Genomic DNA, 20,182 nt, shown 5'->3' on the forward strand with positions numbered 1-20,182 from the left:
GGCCGCCGGCCCGGACCACCGGGTGGCGTCCGCGTCAGGCGTTGCGGCGGTACTCGGTACGGGCGTGGCGGTCGTACGGGCTGGGCTGGACAGTGGCGCGGAGGCGCGGGAACCCGAGGTCGGCCCCGGGGTCGGTACCGGTGCCGGGGTGCTCGCCCCAGACCACGACCACCTCGGTGCCGGGCGCGGCGTGCGCGGCGTCGATCAGTGTCTGGGACAGGAGGGTGCCGACCGGGTCGATGGACGCCGTCTGCATGGTGACGCCGACGAGGCCGGCGGAGGTCTCCACCCGATGGCGGGCGTAGCTGAGCACGAAGCCCGGGTCCGCTCCCCCGCCCAGCACACGGCGCACGTCGTCCGGGTCGAAGACCAGCGTCACCTTCTTGCGCAGGCTCTCGTCGTCCTTGGCCTTGAGCAGGGCGTCGCGGCCGTGGAAGTCGTGGCCGAAGTGGATCATCTTGCCGTAGCCCAGCTCGTACGGGGAGACGTAGAAGTCCTCGATGTTCCCGGAGAAGTAGCTGCCGTTCAGCGGACGCTTGCCCTCGATCCCGAACAGCGGGAGCCACTTGCGGTACTCCGCCAGCTCCGGGTCGGTGTAGATGCCGGGGACGGGCGAGGGGATCCAGCCGCTCTCCACGCTCGGCGTGGCGTACGCCAGGGCACCGACCTGGATCAGGCCGAGGGGCTCGCCGGCCCGGAGGAACGCGTCGTGCACGAAGGCGGCATGCTCCCAGGGACCGATGAACTCGTAGCCGGCCTGGCCCGCCATGCCGTGGCGCAGCGCCTTGAAGGCACGGCCGTCCAGCGTGACCGGGGTGGCGTGGAAGAACTTCGTCTCCGGGATCGGAGCGCCGAAGACCTTCTCGATGAGTTGGAGCGCACCAGGGCCCTGGATCTGGTAGCGGAACAGCTTCGGGTCGCCGCCGCCGGGCCGGAAGGCGCTGGAGGCGTCCGTCTCGAAGGCGACGTCGTAGCCGCCCTTCTCCGCGTGGTACTGCACCCAGTGCTGGGCGGCCGGGATGCCGCTGAGCAGGTAGGCGTTCTCGGCTTCCCGGGCGAGGATGCCGTCGGTGACGATGTGGCCGTGGCGGGTCACCGGCACGTACTGCTTCGCCTGGCCGACGGCGAACTTCTCGAAGTTGTTGACGCCGTGGTCGGCCAGCAGCCGGGTGGCGCCGGGGCCCTCGATCCACAGGTCGTACATGTGGTGCGACAGGTTCAGCAGCGCGACGCCCTCGTGCCAGGCCGCCTGCTCCTGCCGCCAACCGGTGTACTCGCGGGCGACGACCTCGGGAGTCCACGGCTCGGCGCCGGGCTTCCACAGCAGGTCGATGGGAGAGCCGGCCTTGTCGATGCCGTCCTGAAGGCTGGGGATTGCCATGCGACTCCTTCTTTCACGGAGATCCACTCGATGTACTAAATCGATCTAGTAACGGGCCTGAAGCGGCTACGGCGGGCGCGGAGGCAAGTCCGGGCCAAAGAGGAGCTAAATCGATCTAGCGAAAGCTAGCAGAAGGCCGCTTCCTTTGGCGAGGCGCGCGACGCAACTTTCTCGCCAGGGGCGGCAGTGGGCGGATCACAGCGTTCGCGACCGCACGAGAAGCTGCCGGCCGGGCCCCGGCGTCATCGGCCGTGGCGTACCGGCGCCGAGCCGGTCTCTAGAATGACGGTGCGCCGGCCCGTGGGGCTGCGGTGCGCAGACCGCATCTGAGCAGGGGTGATGGGCGCTTCCCGAAGAGTGACACTGAAGGACGTGGCGGCGGCCAGCGGCGTCTCACGTGCCACCGTCAGCTTCGTCCTCAACGACGACCCGTGTCAGACGATCTCCGCCGCGACGCGTGACCGCGTCCAGCAGGCCGCCCGCGAGCTCGGCTACGTACCCCACGGTGTCGCCAAAGCCCTGCGCGAGGGGTCCTCCCGCGTTGTCGTCCTGACCATCGACACCGGCATGGAGGGCAACTACTCCCGCAGTTACGTCCGCGGTCTCGACGCCGAACTCGATGCTCACGACCACGTCCTGCTCGTACGGCACGGCCGGCACACACCTCGGTCCACCCGGCAGATCCTCGACGCCATCGCCCCACGCGCCGTCCTTCACTTCGGCGAGATGTATCTGACCGGCCACGAACTCGACGACCTCGGAGGAGGCTGGCGTGACGGACTCGCCGCCCATTCCGCGCTGCAGCTCCGCCATCTGGTGGATCACGGTCACACCCAGGTCGCCGTGGCCCTGCCCGACACCGACTCCCCGCTGACCGCGGCCCGCCTGAAGTTCACCGGCCACGCCGCGATGAACATGGACGTCCCGGTCCCGGGCTCCTTCGCCGTCCCGCAGGGGCGGGCCGCCTGCGCCGAAGCCGTCGGGGCGTTCCTCGGGGACGCTCCCCAGGTGACCGCCATCGCCGGGTTCAACGACGATGTCGCGCTGCGCGTGCTCATGGCTCTGCGCGACCTCGGCCGCCGGGTGCCGGACGAGGTCGCCGTCATCGGCTTCGACGACAACGGGTACGGGGCGTACGCCAGTCCCGCACTGACCACGGTCAGCGTGGATGCCGAGGCTCATGGCCGGCTCAGCGCCCGCCTCGCCCTGGGCCACGAGACCGGCGGACTGCGTCCACCGCCCGCGCGGGTCGTCGTACGCGAGTCGGCCTGACCGGCCTTCCGCCGGACCACGGGGCGCCGACCTCCCCGCAACGCGCAAGGTAAGTCTGCACCGTGCGCAGCCAGCGGTATCCGAGCAGCTCAGGGGCGTGACAAGCGCCTCGGCCGACGAGCCGCGGCCGGCGCATCCAACCGTCGGCGCATGTCGTTCCCGCCGGTGTCTTGTGAGTGCCGAAAGCAGTACCGTACGGTACGGTTCAGCAAGCGCCGGCGCAGGCACCCGCCCTCGGCGTACCCCCGTCCCCGCGGTGGGCTGCCGAGGTCTCAGCCGGACGACGCCATCCGCGCCAGTTGGTTCAGAACATCAGGCCGCCCGCCAGCCGGTCGACTCACACAGCGACGGCCGCCGGCCCTCGCCGCCTTTTCAGCTCATCGCGCGTTGACATGGAGAACCCGATGGCACACCTCGAAGACCAGATCCAGGCAAGTGGCAGCCCGCTGGCCCTCATGCGCAGCGGCCGCTCCGGCGCCTACCCCTTCCCGATCAGGGCCGAGTTCACCAACTGGCGTGACGAGCAGGAGTCATGGCGCAACTCGGCGGCGCTGATGGACCTGTCCCACCACATGACCGACCTGACGGTCGAGGGCCCGGACTGCTACCGGCTCCTGTCGGACGTCGGCGCCAACACCTTCGCCGGTTTCGGCCCGATGAAGGCCAAGCAGTTCGTCGCCGTCAACTACGACGGCTACATGGTCGGCGACTGCATCCTGTTCTGCCTGGCCGACAACCTGGTCCGGCTCGTCGGACGGCCGCCGGCCCTGAACTGGGTCCAGTTCCACGCCGAGACCGGCGGATACGACGTCACCCTGCGCCGCGACGAGCGCACCGCGCAGAACCCGAACGGCCGCGAGTTCTTCCGCCTCCAGCTCCAGGGCCCGCACGCGGCGGCCATCTTCGAGAAGGTCAACGGCGGCCCCATGCCCGACATCCCGTTCTTCTCCATGGGGAAGTTCCACATCGGAAAGCACGAGGTCACCGCGCTCAACCACCGTATGTCCGGCTTCCCCGGCCTGGAGTTCTTCGGCCCCTACGAGCACATCGACGACGTCCGCGACGCCATCCTGGAGGCCGGCGAGTCCTTCGGAGTCCGCCAGGTGGGCGGCCGCGCCTACGCGTCCGTGGCCACCGAGTCCGGCTGGATCGCCAACACCGTCCCCGCGGTCTACTCCGGCGACGCGATGAGGCCCTACCGCGAGTGGGTGAACGCACGGAGCTTCGAGGCCAACCTCTCCCTCGGCGGCAGCTTCGTCTCGGACCGGGTCGAGGACTATTACGTCACCCCCTGGGACCTCGGCTACGGCCACATACTCAAGTTCGACCACGACTTCATCGGCCGCGGCGCCCTGGAGGCGATGCGCGGCCGGAAGCACCGCAGGAAGGCATGGCTGTCCTGGCACCGCGACGACGTCGCCCGCATCTTCGCCAGCCAGTACGAGCAGGGCGAGCGGCGCTTCAAGCACATCGAGATGCCCGCGGCCTTCTACGCGGCCTCGCACTTCGACCGCATCGAGAGCAACGGCCGCCTCATCGGCCTGTCCACGCTGTGCAGCTACACCTCCAACGTCCGCGGCTGGATCTCCGTCTGCATGATCGACGAGGACGAACTCACCTACGGCCAGGAAGTGGAGCTGGTCTGGGGCGAGCCGAACGGCGGCTCCGCCAACCCCACGGTGGAGCGCCACTCCCAGACGACGATCCGCGCCACCGTCTCCCGCAGGCCCTTCGCCAGCGACAAGCACTGACCTCCCTCACCCAGCCGCTGTGAACAACAGGGCAGGCGGCCGGAGCGGGCGTTCCTTCCCGTTCGGGCCGCCCGCCCTGGCCCCACGGGTCGGTGATGCAACGCGGCAGGCCTTCCGCCGTCGCGGACCCGAACGCAGAGACGAGACACCACATGACCGAGCTCGAAGTGCCACTCATCGCCCCGCGCACCGGCGAGTTCGACGCCGCACGGGCCGAGAACGCCGTCCGCGAACTGCTCATCGCCGTCGGGGAGGACCCGGACCGCGAAGGGCTGCGCGCGACGCCGGCGCGCGTGGCACAGGCGTACCGCGAACTCCTGGGTGGGTTGCGCCAGGAGCCGGAGGACGTGCTGACCACTACCTTCGAACTCAGTCACGACGAGATGGTGCTCGTCAAGGACATCGAGATCGTGAGCCTCTGTGAGCACCATCTCCTGCCCTTCCGCGGCACTGCCCACGTCGGCTACATCCCGGCCGATCACGGCAGAGTGACCGGGCTGTCCAAACTGGCCCGCCTGGTGGAGGTGTACGCACGCCGCCTTCAGGTCCAGGAACGGCTCACGGGCCAGATCGCCGACGCCCTGATGCGCATACTCGACGCGCGCGGCGCGATAGTGGTCATCGAAGCGGAACACATGTGCATGTCGGCCCGCGGCATCCGCAAGCCCGGCGCACGGACGACGACTTCGGCCGTACGCGGACAGCTGCGCAGGCCGGCGACGCGCGCGGAGGCGATGAGCCTGATCATGGCACGCTGAATCGCACCGGGGTGCGGCCCCGGCGACGGCTTGAGCCGGAAACCTCAGCGCTCCGCACCCGTGTGCGAGGCCGTCTGGGAGAAGCCGTCGTGCCATGCCGCCTTCGCGCCCGAGTCGCCTATGCGGTAGACGTCCACCACGGCACCCGCGGCCACCACGAGCGAGAGGACCACCGCCGCCACCCGCACCGGCACACCGGACCAGACGGCTGTGCCCGTGGCGTCCGGCCGGGGCTCGGCGGTGGCGCGGGTGGCCCACCAGACCAGGGCCGCCAGGACGAACAGGCCCGCGGCCCACGGGAGCAGACCGTCTCCGAGCTCGGCGTGCCGCTGCACCAGGGCGTCGTCCGTGACGTGTCGCTCCAGCCATTCACCGGCCTGTGTCGTGAGCGGCACGCTGACCAGCGAGACCAGGGCCAGGAGCGGCAGCACCACGCCCATGCGCCGGGCGGCTCGCGGGGAGATCGCCGCGACCACGAGCGCCAGCGCGGTCAGCGGGACGAGCACCACGACGAGGTGCACGAGCAGGACATGTGCGGGCAGGCCGTTTATCAAGGTCATGAACAGGTCCTCGGATGAGATGGTCACGAGCAGGTACGAAGGCGCGTCAGCGTTGCACAGGAACCTCTCAGTGACCTCTGAGCCCGCTCTTACTCCTCAGACACCGTCCGGAAGCACCAGCCGGCAGGTGTCTCCCGGCTCCACGCGGATCGCGCGGTCCGGGAGCCGGATGTCGATCGGCGCCCGGTCCGAGGCGGGCACCAGCATCTCCAGCCGTCCTCGCCGCAGGCGCAGCCGTACGCCCCAGTGCCCCTGATAGCGGAGGGAGACCGCGTACGAGGAGAGTTCCGGGAGCGGCACGGGATCGAGCCAGAGCGCTCCTTCGCGGGTCTCCAGCCCGGTCAGTCCCCGCTGGACGAGGTCGAGGGTGCCCGCCATCGCACCGAGGTGGATCCCCTCCCCGGTGGTGCCGCCCTGGAGGTCGGCGATGTCACCGCGCAGGGCCTCCTGGACGAAGGTCCAGGCGTGCGCGCGCCGGGCGCGGGCCAGGACCCAGCCGTGGACCAGACCGCTGAGGGTGGAGCCGTGGCTGGTGCGGCGCAGGTAGTAGTCGACGGTGCGGGCCCAGGCCCGGTCGTCCAGTGGGTGCCCCAGCCGCTCGAAGAGTGAGCGGAGTTCCGCCGGTGAGAAGAGGTAGCCGAGCATCAGGACGTCGGCCTGCTTGGACGCCTTGTAGCGGTTGACGGTGTCGCCCTCCGCCTCCAGGATCCGGTCCAGGCGACGGATGTCGTCGTAGCGCCCGCGGTACGCGGCCCAGTCGAGTTCGGCGAGATCTCCGTAGCCCTCGAACTGGCTGATGACGCCGTCGTGGAAGGGAACGTGCAAGGTGCGGGACACGTCCTCCCAGCGTTCGAGTTCGCCGTCGTCCAGGCCGGTGCGGCCGGTGAGTTCACGGCGACGCGGTTCGGGCAGCGTGCGCAGCAGTTCGAGGGCGCGGATGAGCACCCAGGCGGCGCTGATGTTGGTGTAGGCGTTGTCGTCGAGGCCGGGTTCCGGTGCCTCCGGGTAGGCGTCGTGGTATTCGTCGGGGCCGACCACACCGAGGATGCGATGGCGGCCGAGCCGGTCGTCCCAGGTGGCCGAGTCGGCCCAGAAGCGGGCGATCTGCACGAGTGTCTCGGCGCCCTCGGTGTCCCGGAAGCCGGTGTCGCCGCTCGCCTCGCAGTACTGCCACACGTTGTACGCGATCGCCGAGCCCACGTGCCACTGGAGCCGGGAGTGGTCGGGGAGCCAGCGCCCCGAGCGGGGGTTGAGGTGCAGCTCCTGGGACTCCTCACGGCCGTCGCTGCCGCTCTGCCAGGGGTACAGCGCACCGCGCCGGCCGATCGCGCCGGCGGCCGCGCGGGCCTGGCCCAGTCGCCGGTACCGGTAGTGGAGCAGGGCGCGGGAGACCTCCGGGAAGTGCAGGTTGAGGAAGGGCAGGACGAAGAGCTCGTCCCAGAAGACGTGGCCGCGGTACGCCTCGCCGTGCAGTCCGCGGGCCGGTACGCCCACGTCCAGGTCAGCCGTGTGCGGGGACAGGGTCTGCAGTACGTGGAAGAGGTGCAGCCGCAGGATCCGGCCGGCCCGGCCGGGGACGTCCAGCTCGGCTCGCCGCCAGAGGTGTTCCCATGCCTTACGGTGCGATTCGACGAGAGAGCCGAAGCCGGGAGCGGCGGCGACCCGGTCGACGGCGGCCCGCAGGGGATCGCCGATCGCGGGGTCGCGTGAGGTGTGGAGGGCCACGGTCTTGTCGACGACGAGGGTACGTCCGGGGGTGAGAGGGAGCATGAGGTGCTGCACGGCGCGAAGCGGTGCGGAGGTCGCATCGGTGATCGGTGCGTCGGCCACCAGCCGGGCCGCCAGGCCGATCCGGATGTCCGAGGTCCTGGTACGGCAGTGCAACCACACCGTGCCCGGGGTGGCCACTCCGGTGTGCACGTCGGTCAGATGACGGCCGTCGAGGTCGCGGTAGCGCGGCACCCCGGCGTTGATGACGCTCCCGTCGAGGGCGGCCTCGACCTCCAGCTCCCCGGCGTGGCCCTCGGCGGTGAACTCGGTGCGCAGGGCGGCCAGATGCGGGTCGGACATGTGGACGACGCGCTGCTGACGGACGTAGAGCACTCCACCGTCGCCGAGGGCGAAGCGGGTCCGGCGCTCCAGGAGGCCGGTGGCGAGATGCAGCACCTGCCGGTGGTGGAGCACCTTGGAGGTGTCCGGGGTGAGCCAGTCGCCGCCCGGCAGCCGGAACCGGAGCGGCAGCCAGTTGGGGAGGTTGACCATGTCCTCGTTCTCGACCCGGTGCCCCGCCACGTCCGAGGTGAGCCGGTTGTAGCAGCCGGCCACGTAGGTGCCGGGACAGTGCACGTCGTCGGCGGTGCACTCGGGCAGGGCGCCGCGGGTGGCGAAGTAGCCGTTGCCCACCGTGCACAGCGACTCCCGCAGCCGCTCGTCGGCGGGCAGGTAACCCTCGTACTCCCATGTCCAGCCGCTCACTTCGGCTCCCGGTCCTCGACGCGCGCTCAACGATCACCCCGTCTGCGGCACGATCGCCACCGGGCACGCCGCGTGGTGAGCAGAGTGTGGGCCACCCGGCCCAGCTGAAGACCGATGTGTCCCTGCCGGGGCCTGGCTCCCACGACGGCCCGGTCGGTCCGGTGTCCGGACGGCTCCGCTGCCACCTGGCCCGCGCGACGGGGCTGAGCGGCCCTCGGGCCGACGGCCCATACGGGCCGAACGACCCCTGGCCCGGCCCGTATGGGCCGTGGCGGCCGGGTCCGCCCGCGCACACCCTGGGATCAGGGGCCCCCTCGGTCCCGCCCGTCCTTCCCAGGAGGAGACCATGTCCGGCACACCGCACACCGTGAGCGACGTGATGACCCGCACCGTCGCCGCCGTCGGCCGCGACGCCCCGTTCAAGGATGTCGTCACCCTGATGGAGGAGTGGAAGGTCAGCGCCCTGCCCGTGCTGGAGGGCGACGGCCGGGTGATCGGCGTCGTCTCCGAGGCCGATCTGCTGCCGAAGGAGGAGTTCCGGGACAGCGACCCGGACCGGTTCACGCAGCGGCAGCGCCTCGACGACCTGGCGAAGGCCGGCGCGGTGACCGCCGGAGAGCTGATGAGCGCGCCCGCCGTGACCGTTCACCCGACCGCCACGCTCGCCCAGGCGGCGCGCGTCATGGCCCAGCGCAGGGTCAAGCGGCTGCCCGTCGTCAATGACGAGAGCCTGCTCGAAGGCGTCGTCAGCCGCTCCGACCTGCTGAAGGTCTTCCTCCGCGGCGACGAGGAACTCGCCGCGGAGGTACGGCACGAGGTCGTGGACCGTCTCTTCCCGCTCTCCGCCGACCATATCCAGGTCGAGGTCGCCGAAGGCGTCGTCACCCTCACCGGGTGGGTCGACGACAACGGCCTGGCCGGGGTGGCCGAACGGCTGGCCCGCACCGTCGAGGGCGTGATCGACGTCCGCTGCCACCTCACGCCGATGTCCTTGCGAGACGACCCGCGATGACGGTCCCGGCCTGCGGTTACGGCTCCCCCACCGGCACCCGCCACACCAGCGTCGTACCGCCGCCCTCGGGGCCTGCCGGGCAGTCCCACTCCAGTCGGCCGCCGAGTTCCGCCGCCCGCTCCGCCATGTTGCGCAGCCCGCTGCGGCGGCCACCGGGCGGGATGCCCACGCCGTTGTCCCTGACCGTGAGGACCAGCTCCCGGCCGTCGGTCGCCAGCACGACCTCCGCGCGGTCGGCACGGGCATGCCGGGCGATGTTGGTCAGGGCCTCGGACAGGACGGCGACCGCGTGATCGGCGATCTCCTTGGGCACGTCGGTGTCGATCAGCCCCTCCATCCGCACGCTCGGCGCGAACCCGAGCGTCCCGGCCGCCTCACCCGCGACCCGCACCACGCGGGCCCGCAACCCGGTGCCGGCACCGCCCTCCCGGGCCCGCAGCCCGAAGATGGTCGACCTGATGATCTTGATGGTCTCGTCCAGGTCGTCCACGGCCCGCAGCACCCGCTCGGACGCCTCCGAGTGCTCTATGAAACGCCCGGCGCTCTGCAGCGTCATCCCGGTGGCGAAGAGCCGCTGGATCGCCAGATCGTGCAGATCCCGGGCGATCCGGTCCCGGTCCTTGAGCACCGCGATCTCCGCGGCGTCCCGCCGCCGCTCCGCCAGCTCCATAGCGAGAGCCGCCTGCGCGGCGAAAACCTGAAGCGGCTCGGTCTCCTTCGCGCTGAACGGCGGACCGCCGGACTCCCGCGCCAGCAGCACCACACCGCGCGCACCCGCCCCACCCGTGCCGATGGGGATCGCCACCGCGGGTCCCAGTCCGCTGAATCGCGGAGGCTCGGGCGAGACCCGTGCGTCGCGGATCACGTCCGCGGTGGTCACCGGCGCGCTCTGGGAGAACGCCAGCCCCATGAGCGTCCTGTCCAGGGGGAGCACCAGCCCCCGGTGATCGTCCGCGTCCGTGCCGACGGCGATCTCCACGGTGAGCGAGTCGGTGTTCTCCATCGGGGTCGCTACGGCGGCCAGAGCCGAGCCGGTGATCTCCCTGGCCTGCTCGGCGATCAGCCCGAGAGCCTCGGCACTCGCGCTGCCGGACATCAGGCTGTTCGTGATCTCGGCGCTCGCCCGCAGCCAGCGCTCCCGCAGCCGTGACTCCTCGTACAGCCGGGCGTTGTCGATCGCCACACCGGCCGCCACGGCCAGCGTCGACGTCACCGACACGTCCTCCTCGTCGAACTGCGCCCCGCCGCGCTTCTCGGTGAGGTACAGGTTTCCGAAGACCTGGTCGCGGACGCGGATCGGCACCCCGAGGAAGGTGTTCATCGGCGGGTGGTTCGGCGGGAAGCCGTACGACGCCGGATGCTCGGAGAGCTTGGTCAGGCGCAGCGGCTCGGGGTGGCGGATCAGCTCGCCGAGGATCCCGTGCCCTTCCGGGAAGGGCCCGATCCGGGCGATCTCCTCCTCGGTGACACCCACCGTGTGGAACGCCGACAGCCGCCTGCCGTCCGGCCCGATCACGCCGAGGGCCGCGTACTCGGCGTCCACCAGTACCGCGGCGGCTTCCACGATGCTGTGCAGGGCCTGCTCCAGGTCGAGTTCCCTGCCGACCGAGAGCACCGCCTCCAGCAGGCTGTGCACTCGGTCCCGGGTGCCGCGCGCGGCATCCAGCCGGGCCTGCAGCTCCTCCAGCAGCTCGTCCAGCCTGAGCTGCGGCAACCGTAGGCGGGCCACCCCAGGGCTCTCCACAGCGCTCCTCCCGATCCCGTCGACTCGTACACCGGCAGGTCCGGTCAGTGCCACCGTAATGCGCGGCGACCGGCGCGGACACCCGGATCGGGTCAAGTCGTCGACACCTGCGGCGGAGCCACCCGGCCATGCCGGACGGATTGCCCAAGACCTGACCGCTGCCCGAAAACCCGGGCTGCCGCCCACGGCGCCCCGGCCGGCCGCCGCGGCGAACGGCTCCCGGGCGGACGAGGACGACCGGCTGCTCGGACCGGGGGCCACCACCGATGCCACCGGCCCGAACAGGAAGTCGACGGGCGCGCCGAGGCCCCGAGCACCGCAAGCCTCGGGGACGTCGCCCTTCAGGACGTGCAGGTCCGTCCCGCAGATCGTGACGGTGTCCACGCGCACGACGGCGTCGGTGGGCTCCTTGTCTGTCTCGCGTGTCGGCAGACCGCGGCTGGTCACGCCGGGAGAGACCCGAGGCGGTCCGCCGCTCTCAGGGCTTCAGCTCTGCGGCGATCCCGGACGCCCACGCCGCCACGGCCTCGAAGTCCCGGAAGTCGCCGCCGTTCCCCGAGCGCAGGATCCTGCGGGCCGGCCAGCCGTCCGCGTCGTCGTCGAGGCAGCCGCCGAAGGTGGCGTGTCCGCGGGCGTGCAGCTCCAGCATCGCGCGGCGTACCCCGCGCACGGGCGGGAGCTCCCGCTCGGCGGCGGAGGTGTCGAGCGGGCCGCTGCTGAAGAGCCAGACGGGCCGCTGGGCGAGGTCGGGGCGGTGGCGGCGGACGAACGCGCGGGCGTCCTTGTGCCAGCGACCGGCGTAGAGCCCGCCGCCGACGACGACCGCGTCGTACCGGGTGACGAAGGGGACGGACGAGGCCCGCATGGTCTCGACCGTCAGCCCGTGCCGGCGCAGGGTGTCGGCGATCGACTCGGCGATGTGCGCCGTCGATCCGTTCTTCGTGCCGTAGGTGACCAATACGGTGCCGGTCATGGGGACGGCCTCCTCTCACAGTCCGCGCAGCCGGCCGTCGGCCGCGCCGTGCAGTGCCTGCTGCTCGCGGACGCGGGCGTCGTCCAGGCGGTAGGTCAGCTTGTCGACCACGTCGACCACGCCGTCGATCTGACGGGTCATGGAGACGGCGATCTCGGTCTCGGTCCTGCGTTCCATGTGGCCGGTGAGCGTCACGACGCCCTGCGTCACGGACACGTCGATGGTGCGGGGCGGCAGCCACAGGGCGCGGACGACGACTTCCCCGGTCACCTCGTCGCGGATGTCGTCGTCGGGGCGCAGGAAGACCTGCAGCAGGTCGCGGCGGGTGACTATGCCGACCAGCCGGTCCTCCTCGTCCAGGACGGGGAGCCGTTCCACGTGCCGTTCGGCCATGGTGCGGGCCGCCTCGACGATGGTGTTCTCGGCGTGCACCGTGACCGGCGGGTCCGACACCAGGTTCCCGGCGGTGCGCGCCCGGGCCTTGACCGCCTGCCTCCTGCCACCGCGCGTCTGCCGGCCGAGCCCCGCGCGGTGCTTCGCCCCGCGAGGGTCCGGGACGACGGCCTGGCGGGCCATCAGGTCCGTCTCGGAGATGACCCCGATGACCTTGTCGTCCTCGTCGATCACGGGGAGCCCGCTGATCCGGTGCTCGGCGAGGAGTCGCGCGACCTCCTTGAAAGGTGTGCTGTAACCGGCGTGGACGACGTCCGCGGTCATCACGGAGCCCACTCTGTTGTGCCTCATCCCGGTTTCCTCCCTCGGTTCTCAGCGGAGCCGGCGCAGATAGGGGTCCTGGGGCCGGCGTGGCAGCAGTCGTATCCGTGCGTCGAGCACGGTGACTCCGCCCGGTGCGGCCAGGACGGGGTTGAAGTCGGCCTCGGCGAGCTGCGGCAGGTCCGCCGCCATCCGGGACAGCCGCAGGAGCAGTTGCTCCAGGGTTTCGAGGTCGACGGGTCCGTTGCCGCGGCTGCCGAACAGCAGGGGCGCGCAGCGGGGGGCCGTGATCAGGTCGTGCACGTCGTGGTCGGTGAGCGGGGCGAGCCGGGCGGCGTGATCCGCGAGCACCTCGGTGGCCGTACCGCCGAGCCCGAACAGGACCAGCGGGCCGAACACCTCGTCCTGGACGACGCCGGCGAACAGTTCGGTGCCGCGCCGGGCGAGCGACTGCACGACCACGCCGGTCAGCAGGCCGCCGAAGCGCGTCTCCAGGTCCCGGAAGGCGGCGCGGACCTGTGGCTCGCCGCGCAGGTCGAGGTGGACCGCGCCCTCCTCGCTCTCGTGGACGAGCCCGGGCCAGTGGGCCTTCATGACGACCCGGCCGTCGGCGCCCCGCAGTCGTTCGGCGGCGCGGACGGCGTCGTCCTCGGTCTCGGCCCAGGCCCACGGGATCTGCGGGATGCCGTAGCAGGCGAGCAGGTCGGCGCAGGTGCGCGGGTCGAGCCAGCCGCCGTCCGGGTGCGCGGCCAGGTGGGCGTCGGCCAGGGCGTGGGCTCGCTCGGTGTCGACGTCGTCGAGGGCCGGTACGGTGCCGGCCGGGCGGGCCAGCCAGGCCGCGCGGTCGGCCGCGTGGGCCAGCGCGCGGGCGGCCGCCTGCGGTTCGGCGTAGGACGGTACGGTGCCGCCCGCGTCGGCGGCGGGCAGCAGCCTCACCGGCAGGTCCTGCTCCAGACGGACGGCGAGGACCGGTTTGGGCCTGCGGCCGGGCGCCCCGGTGAGGGCCCGTACCAGGTCGTCGCCGGTGGCGGTGGCGAGGGCCGTCGGGACCAGGGCCACCAGGACCGCGTCGACGCCCGGGTACTCCATGAGCGCGTCGACGCAGTCCGTGAGCTGCTCCTCGGTCACGGCGGCGGTGGCGTCGACCGGGTTGCCGACGGCCGCTTGGCCGGGCAGCACGGCGAGCAGTTCGTCGGTCATCGCCGGGGTGAAGGGCGGCAGGGCGAGCCCCGCCTCGGCACAGGCGTCGGCGGCCAGGACCCCGGCGCCGCCCGCGTTGGTGACGATGGCGACGCGATTGCCCTCCGGCAGCGTCTGGGAGTGCAGCAGGGCGGCCGCTTCGAGGAGTTCCCCGACCGAGCGGGTGGCGGTGATGCCGGCCTGGGTGAACAGGGCCCGGCGGGTCATGGTGGGGGTGGCGGCGGCCGCGGTGTGCGAGGCGGCGGCCCGGCGGCCGGCCGCGGACCGGCCGGCGTCCACGGTCAGCACCGGCATCCGGCGGGCGACCCGGCGGGCGGTACGGGAGAACGCGCGCGGGTTGCCAAAGGACTCCAGATGCAGCAGGGCGAGGTCGGTACGGCCGTCGGTCTCCCACCACTGGAGCATGTCGTTGCCGCTGACGTCGTACTTGTCGCCGAGCGAGACGAAGGACGACACACCGATGCCGAGCCGGGACAGGCCGTCGAGCAGGGCGATGCCGATGCCGCCGGACTGGACGGCGACGCCGGCCGCCCCCGGGCTGGGGTGCCCGGCGGCGAAGGTCGCGTCGAGGCTCAGCCGGGCCTCCGTGTTGGAGATGCCGAGGCAGTTGGGGCCGACGAGGCGCATGCCATGGGTGCGGCACGCGGTGCGGAGCGCCTGTGCCTCCTCGGGGTCGAGACCCGAGGTGACGACGAGGAGGGCGCGGACGCCGGCCTTGCCGCACTCCTCGGCACTCACCTCGACGGCAGCGGCGGGCACTGCCAGGACCACCAGGTCCGGGGTCATGGGCAGGGCGCTGACGGACGGGTAGCAGGGCACACCGAGGACCGAGCTCACGCTGGGGTTCACGGCGAAGAGGCGGCGGGTGTAGCCGCCGGTGTGGATGTGGTGGAGGATCGCCCGGCCGACGGAGCCGGGTTTGCGTCCGGCGCCGACGACGGCGACCGCCTCCGGGCACAGCAGCGGCCGCAGGCTCGCCACGTCGGCGGCGCGGCCCCGGGACTCGACGGCGGAGAGGTAGGCGTCGTCCTGGTCGAGGTGGATGGTGCAGCGGGTCTCCGGGCCGTCGAAGCGGCGGGACGTGCGCAGGCCGAGGTCGGCGAAGAGACGCAGCACCTCACGGTTCTCGCTGAGCGCGTCGGCGGTGAAGGTGGTGATGCCGTCGGCACGGGCGGCCGAGACCAGGTGCTCGACGAGAAGAGTGCCGACGCCTCGGTGATGCAGTCCGTCGGCCACGGCGACGGAGATCTCCGCCGAGCCCTTGCCGTCTCCATCGTGTCCGTCGTCTCCGGTCTCGTACTCGGCGAGGCCGAGGACCCGGCCCCGTGCCTCGGCGAGGAGTGCCCGGTAACCGGGGCGGGCCGGGGCACACGCCCGGTCGGCGGCCATGGCGGCCGAGCGCCGGCTCACCGAGAAGAACCTGAGCCGGAGGTTCTCCGAGGACATCTCGTCGTAGAACCACTTGAGTCGGTCGTGGTCGCCGGGCGCCACGGGCCGGATGCACACGGTGGTCCCGTCCGCGAGCAGTGCGTGGGCGGGGGGTCGTTCGAGCAGGGAGTCGGTCATCGCGGTTCTCCTCCAAACCGGTTGGCACTACGAGCATCCGGCGCGCCGGGCCGCGGCCCCATGGGCTGTCCGGGGCGAGGTGGGGGCCGATCGGCCCTGATCAGCAGGACTGGTCGGAACCGGGACCGCCGAACGCGGCTGCCTCCGCCGGCGACCGGGAGTCGGTCGGCCGGCGAGGGCAGGACGAGGTGGTGCCGGGGGGGTCGGGTCAGTCCTCCGCCACCAGGGCCGTGACGGGGTCGGGGGTGTTCAGCCGTTCCAGGTCCAGTCGGCGACCTCGGGCAGGTCGGTGCCGTGCGCGCGGATCCAGGCCTGGTGACGGGTGCGGGCGTCGGCCATGGCCTGGCGGACGCCGGCCGCGCGGACGGCGAGACCGGGGACGCGGTCGATGACGTCCATGACCAGCCGGTAGCGGTCCAGGTCGTTGCGGACGACCATGTCGAACGGGGTCGTCGTGGTCCCGGACTCCTTGTAGCCGCGCACGTGCAGGTTCCTGTGCCCGGTGCGGCGGTAGGCGAGGCGGTGGATGAGCCACGGATACCCGTGGTAGGCGAAGATGACGGGCTTGTCGGCGGTGAACAGCCCGTCGTACTCGAAGTCGCTCATGCCGTGCGGGTGTTCGTCCTTGGGCAGCAGCTTCGTCATGTCGACGACGTTGACCACCCGCACGGCCAGCTCGGGCAGGTGCCGGCGCAGCAGCTGGGCGGTGGCGAGGATCTCCTGGGTGGGCACGTCCCCGGCGCAGGCCAGTACGACGTCGGGCTCGCGGGAGCCGTTCTCGGTGCCGGCCCACTCCCAGATCCCGGCGCCGCGCGCGCAGTGCACACGGGCCTGGTCCATGGAGAGCCAGTCGAAGCAGGGCTGTTTGCCGGCCACGATGACATTCACGTAGTCCCGGCTGCGCAGCGCGTGGTCCGCCACCGAGAGCAGCGTGTTGGCGTCCGGCGGGAGGTACACCCGGACCACCTCCGGGCTCTTGTTGAGGACGTGGTCGACGAAGCCGGGGTCCTGGTGCGAGAAGCCGTTGTGGTCCTGGCGCCAGACGTGGGACGTGAGGAGGTAGTTGAGGGAGGCGATGGGCGCCCGCCAGGGCAACTGCCGTGATGTCCTGAGCCACTTGATGTGCTGGTTGACCGTCGAGTCGACGATGTGGACGAACGCCTCGTAGCAGGAGAACAGCCCGTGCCGGCCGGTCAGCAGATAGCCCTCCAGCCAGCCCTGGCAGAGGTGTTCGGAGAGGATCTCCATCACCCGGCCATGGTGTTCGAGGTGCTCGTCGACCGGCAGCCGCCCGGCCTGCCAGGCCTTGCCGCTCACGTCGACGACGGCCTGGAGCCGGTTGGACGCGGTCTCGTCCGGGCCGACCAGCCGGAAGTCGCGGCGCAGCCGGGTGTCCTTCATGACCCGGGCGAGGAAGTCGCCGAGGACACGGGTGGGTTCGTGCAGGGTGGTGCCCGGCTTGTCGACGGGGACGGCGAACTCGTCGAGGTCGGCGAGGGGCAGATCGCGGACGAGCAGGCCGCCGTTGGCGTACGGCGACGCACCCAGACGGCGGGAACCGCCGGGGACACAGGCGAGCACGTCGGCGACCGGCCGCCCGTCGGAGGCGAAGAGCTCCTCGGGCCGGTACGACCGCAGCCACGCCTCCAACTGCCGCAAGTGCTCGGGGTTCTCGCGGACGCCGGCGAGCGGGACCTGGTGGGCCCGCCAGGTGCCCTCGACCGGCACACCGTCCACCTCCGCCGGACCCGTCCACCCCTTGGGCGTGCGCAGCACGATCACCGGCCAGTGCACCCGCTCGGTGACCCCGTCCTCGCGCGCCGAGCGCTGCATGACGGCGATCCGGTCCAGGGCGTCGTCCATGGCCGCCGCCATGGCCCGGTGGACCTCACGCGGGTCGTCACCCGTGACGTGGATCGGCTCATGGCCGTAGCCGCGCAGCAGGGAGTCGAGTTCGGCCTCGGGGAGCCGGGCCAGGACGGTCGGGTTGGCGATCTTGTAGCCGTTCAGGTGCAGGATCGGCAGGACCGCCCCGTCGTACACCGGGTCGAGGAACTTGTTGGAGTGCCAGGAGGCGGCCAGTGGCCCGGTCTCCGCCTCCCCGTCACCGATCACACACGCGACGAGCAGATCCGGGTGGTCCAGGGCGGCGCCGTAGGCGTGGGCGAGGGAGTAGCCGAGCTCGCCGCCCTCGTGGATCGAGCCGGGCGTCTCGGGAGCCACATGGCTGGGCACCCCGCCCGGGAAGGAGAACTGCCGGAACAGGCGTCCCATCCCCGCCCCGTCCCGGGGCACGTCGGGGTAGGTCTCGCTGTAGCTGCCCTCCAGCCAGGAGTTCGCCAGCACCGACGGACCGCCGTGACCCGGCCCCCACACGCACAGCGCGTCGAGTCCGCGAGCCTTGATCACCCGGTTGAGGTGGGTGTACACGAGGTTCAGGCCGGGCGAGGTACCCCAGTGGCCGAGCAGCCGGGGCTTGATGTGCTCGGGACGCAGCGGCTCGGTGAGCAGCGGGTTGGACATCAGGTAGATCTGGCCCGCGGCGAGGTAGTTGGCGGCCCGCCAGTGCGCGTCCAGGGTGCGCAGTTCCTCGTCGGACAGTGCGATGGCGTCCTGGTGTTCGGCCTTGGACATGAGAGGGCTCCGTGAGTCAGTTCATCGGGGGGTGGACAGGCCAGGCTGGTGCGGCCGCAGGAGTGGGTGGGTGTCACATCCGTTCGGGGACGACGGCGACCGGGCACGCGGCGTGGTGCAGGACTCCGTGGGCCACCCGGCCCAGCTGGAGCCCGAGGTGCCCGGTGGTGCGCCGGGCACCGACCACGAGCAGGTCGGCGCCGCGGGAGGCGGCCAGCAGCACCTGGCGGGCGGGGCCCTCGACGGTCTGCCGGTGCACGCGCACCTCCTTCGGTACGTCGCGCAGCGCCTCCTCCAGGGCGTCCGAGGCCTGCTGCTCGTGCAACCGGGCGGGCTCCCCGGAGAGCTGGGGGTACCCCCGGACGAAGTTTGGGGGAGGATGATCGGTGGTCTCGCGCGCGGGGCATCGCCAGGCCCGTACGGCGTCGACCTCGGCGCCCCGCAGCCCGGCCTCCTGGACCGCGAAGTCGACTGCCTCCCTGCCGCCGACGCCGAGCACGATCCGGCCGCCGGCCCCGGTGCGGACCTGGTTGTCGTGGCCGCCACGGAGGATGATCACCGGGCAGTGGGAGCGTGCGGCGACAGCGAGGCCGACCGAACCGAGCAGCATCTCGACGAAACCGCTGCGCCCCCGGGAGCCCAGCACCAGCGCGGTGGCCTCGTGGCTCTCGTGCACCAGCGCGTACTCCGGCTCCTCCGGCAGGACGTCGGTGGTGACCTTCAGGCCGGGCCGGCGGCGGTGGGCCCGCCGGCCTGCGACAGCGACGACGTCCTCGGCCATCAGCTGGTCGGACGGCTTGGTGAGATCGTCGGTGAGCGATTCGCCCTCGTACCGCTCCCACAGCGAGGCGTACACCAGCCGGAGCGGTGCCCCGCGCAGGTCGGCCTCGTCGGCCGCCCAGTCGACGGCCCGCAGACTGGACTCGGAGCCGTCGACTCCGACCACGACCGGCAGATCCACCGTGCTCACCGCCCCATCGCCATGTCGAACACGATCCGGGCCTTGACCTGACCACGCAGCACGATCTTCTCGGTCCAGCGCCGGTGCGTCTCGGGGCCGAGCAGCGGGGCCTGTGCCATGGGGTCGGGGACGGGTTCCCAGACGTGGACGATCTTCAACGGCAGGCCGCGGAGCTTCGCCTCGCGAGCGGCCCTCCCCCACTGCCCAAAAGGCGTGGGAGGTGTCCCCACCGCGGCCGCCCGGCTCTCGGCCGAGCCGTCGAGACCTGCGGTGACAGTACGGGTCATGATGTCCACCTCCTGGCGCGAGGGATACCGCCGGGTTCCTTCGGCGGATCCGGTTCCAGCATCGTGTTCGGGGGCTTTCCGGGGCAGGGGCCACAAGTCCCGGGCGGGGGCCGTTCGACTCCCTGCCCGGCTCCAGGTGACGGGACCGATGGCGGTCCCGCCACCCGGCGGGCGTTCAGCGCAGCCAGCCGTTGGTGCGGACGAGGGACAGCCGGGCCCACCGCCGCCCCAGGCCGAGGGTGTCGCCGGCGGCCGTGACCGCCAGGGCGATCAGGACCACGGCGTAGATGAGGTGGTAGTCGGCGAACGGGTTGCTGGACATGCTCGGTGAGCCGTCCGAGAGGTGCCGGGCGGGCGGCCACTCGGCCATCCACATCAGCGCCATCATCGCCGTGCCCGCGACGGCGGCCGGCCGCAGCGCGACACCCGCGGTCAGGGCCAGTCCGATGCCGAGGAGGCCGAGCATGAACAACCAGTCGGCCCAGGGGTCCCCGGCCCAGGAGTGGAAGGTGGACTCCAGCGGGCCGGCGGCGACGGAGCTGAGGAAGCCCCTGGTCGGCGAGCCGCCGTCGGTCCAGCCCTTGCCGGACGGGGTGGCGTAGCCGAAGCCGAAGGTCTTGTCGAGGAACGCCCACAGGAAGACGAACCCGGTGAGCAGACGCAGGGCGGCGAGGGCGTACGCACCTGCGGTGCGGGTGCCGCTGACCGCCGACACGGCCGGCACGGAGGTGGAGCCGGTCCGGTTCCTGCGGAAGGAGACGCGCATTCCTGAACTCCGGTGCGGGTGCTCGTGCACGGCCATGGCGGTGATCCCTTCAGGGAGGAGTGGGTTGTCCGTTCGCTGTCCGACGCCACTCACTCTCGTCTCGCGGCGCCGATACCGCCGGATGCCGA

General features: G+C 71.9%; 14 protein-coding genes and 2 pseudogenes. 4 read left to right on the plus strand and 12 right to left on the minus strand.

Features of this window, described 5'->3' with window-relative positions:
* Positions 1–34 precede the first annotated feature (34 nt).
* A complete protein-coding gene (locus OHB00_RS07445; protein WP_406432496.1) occupies positions 35–1,381 on the minus strand; it encodes an aminomethyl transferase family protein in 1,347 nt (448 codons plus the stop codon).
* A gap of 372 nt (positions 1,382–1,753) precedes the next feature.
* Between OHB00_RS07445 and OHB00_RS07450 the strand changes: the two genes are divergently transcribed.
* The 3 genes from OHB00_RS07450 to folE all read left to right on the plus strand — a co-directional run bounded on the left by OHB00_RS07450 (position 1,754) and on the right by folE (position 5,162).
* Complete coding sequence (locus OHB00_RS07450; protein ID WP_406432498.1) at positions 1,754–2,653, plus strand: LacI family DNA-binding transcriptional regulator; 900 nt, start codon at positions 1,754–1,756, stop codon at positions 2,651–2,653.
* 404 nt (positions 2,654–3,057) lie between these two features.
* A complete protein-coding gene (locus tag OHB00_RS07455) occupies positions 3,058–4,404 on the plus strand; it encodes an aminomethyl transferase family protein (RefSeq protein ID WP_406432500.1) in 1,347 nt (448 codons plus the stop codon).
* A 152-nt stretch (positions 4,405–4,556) separates the two neighbouring features.
* Positions 4,557–5,162 (plus strand): GTP cyclohydrolase I FolE, encoded by a 606-nt coding sequence (gene folE, locus OHB00_RS07460; RefSeq protein WP_406432502.1) that lies wholly within the window; start codon positions 4,557–4,559, stop codon positions 5,160–5,162.
* A 44-nt stretch (positions 5,163–5,206) separates the two neighbouring features.
* Here the strand turns inward: folE and OHB00_RS07465 are convergent, their stop codons facing one another.
* From OHB00_RS07465 to OHB00_RS07475, 3 genes and pseudogenes are all read right to left on the minus strand, one after another.
* The gene (locus tag OHB00_RS07465; RefSeq protein WP_406432504.1) at positions 5,207–5,722 is read right to left on the minus strand and encodes a DUF2231 domain-containing protein; all 516 of its coding nucleotides are present in this window, start codon (positions 5,720–5,722) and stop codon (positions 5,207–5,209) included.
* A 96-nt stretch (positions 5,723–5,818) separates the two neighbouring features.
* Positions 5,819–8,197: a glycoside hydrolase family 65 protein gene (locus tag OHB00_RS07470; protein ID WP_406432506.1), complete on the minus strand. Its 2,379-nt coding sequence runs from the start codon at positions 8,195–8,197 to the stop codon at positions 5,819–5,821.
* Between the two features lie 33 nt (positions 8,198–8,230).
* Positions 8,231–8,361 (minus strand): annotated as a pseudogene (locus OHB00_RS07475) (universal stress protein); the annotation flags it as partial.
* A gap of 182 nt (positions 8,362–8,543) precedes the next feature.
* On the opposite strand from OHB00_RS07475, the gene OHB00_RS07480 reads away from it, so the two are divergent.
* Positions 8,544–9,209, plus strand: a complete 666-nt coding sequence (locus tag OHB00_RS07480) for a CBS domain-containing protein (RefSeq protein ID WP_406432508.1) — start codon at positions 8,544–8,546, stop codon at positions 9,207–9,209.
* Between the two features lie 16 nt (positions 9,210–9,225).
* On the opposite strand, the gene OHB00_RS07485 is transcribed toward OHB00_RS07480, so the two are convergent.
* The 8 genes and pseudogenes from OHB00_RS07485 to OHB00_RS07520 form a co-directional block, all read right to left on the minus strand.
* Positions 9,226–10,953: a GAF domain-containing protein gene (locus OHB00_RS07485; protein WP_406432510.1), complete on the minus strand. Its 1,728-nt coding sequence runs from the start codon at positions 10,951–10,953 to the stop codon at positions 9,226–9,228.
* A 478-nt stretch (positions 10,954–11,431) separates the two neighbouring features.
* Positions 11,432–11,926, minus strand: a complete 495-nt coding sequence (locus OHB00_RS07490) for a flavodoxin domain-containing protein (RefSeq protein WP_406432512.1) — start codon at positions 11,924–11,926, stop codon at positions 11,432–11,434.
* Between the two features lie 15 nt (positions 11,927–11,941).
* A complete protein-coding gene (locus OHB00_RS07495) occupies positions 11,942–12,670 on the minus strand; it encodes a CBS domain-containing protein (protein ID WP_406432514.1) in 729 nt (242 codons plus the stop codon).
* Between the two features lie 21 nt (positions 12,671–12,691).
* Complete coding sequence (locus tag OHB00_RS07500; protein WP_406432516.1) at positions 12,692–15,406, minus strand: GNAT family N-acetyltransferase; 2,715 nt, start codon at positions 15,404–15,406, stop codon at positions 12,692–12,694.
* A 249-nt stretch (positions 15,407–15,655) separates the two neighbouring features.
* Positions 15,656–18,040: a phosphoketolase gene (locus tag OHB00_RS07505; RefSeq protein WP_406432518.1), complete on the minus strand. Its 2,385-nt coding sequence runs from the start codon at positions 18,038–18,040 to the stop codon at positions 15,656–15,658.
* Between the two features lie 73 nt (positions 18,041–18,113).
* On the minus strand, positions 18,114–19,001 hold the full coding sequence (locus tag OHB00_RS07510) for a universal stress protein (RefSeq protein WP_406445645.1): 888 nt from the start codon (positions 18,999–19,001) through the stop codon (positions 18,114–18,116).
* Between the two features lie 62 nt (positions 19,002–19,063).
* Positions 19,064–19,288, minus strand: a pseudogene (locus tag OHB00_RS07515) (hypothetical protein); the annotation flags it as partial.
* Positions 19,289–19,463: 175 nt separating this feature from the next.
* Positions 19,464–20,090, minus strand: coding sequence for a hypothetical protein (locus OHB00_RS07520; protein WP_406432520.1), 627 nt, complete (start codon positions 20,088–20,090; stop codon positions 19,464–19,466).
* Positions 20,091–20,182: the final 92 nt, after the last annotated feature.

Source organism: Streptomyces sp. NBC_00631, assembly GCF_045206895.1.
In the GTDB taxonomy this organism is placed as follows: Bacteria; Actinomycetota; Actinomycetes; order Streptomycetales; family Streptomycetaceae; genus Streptomyces.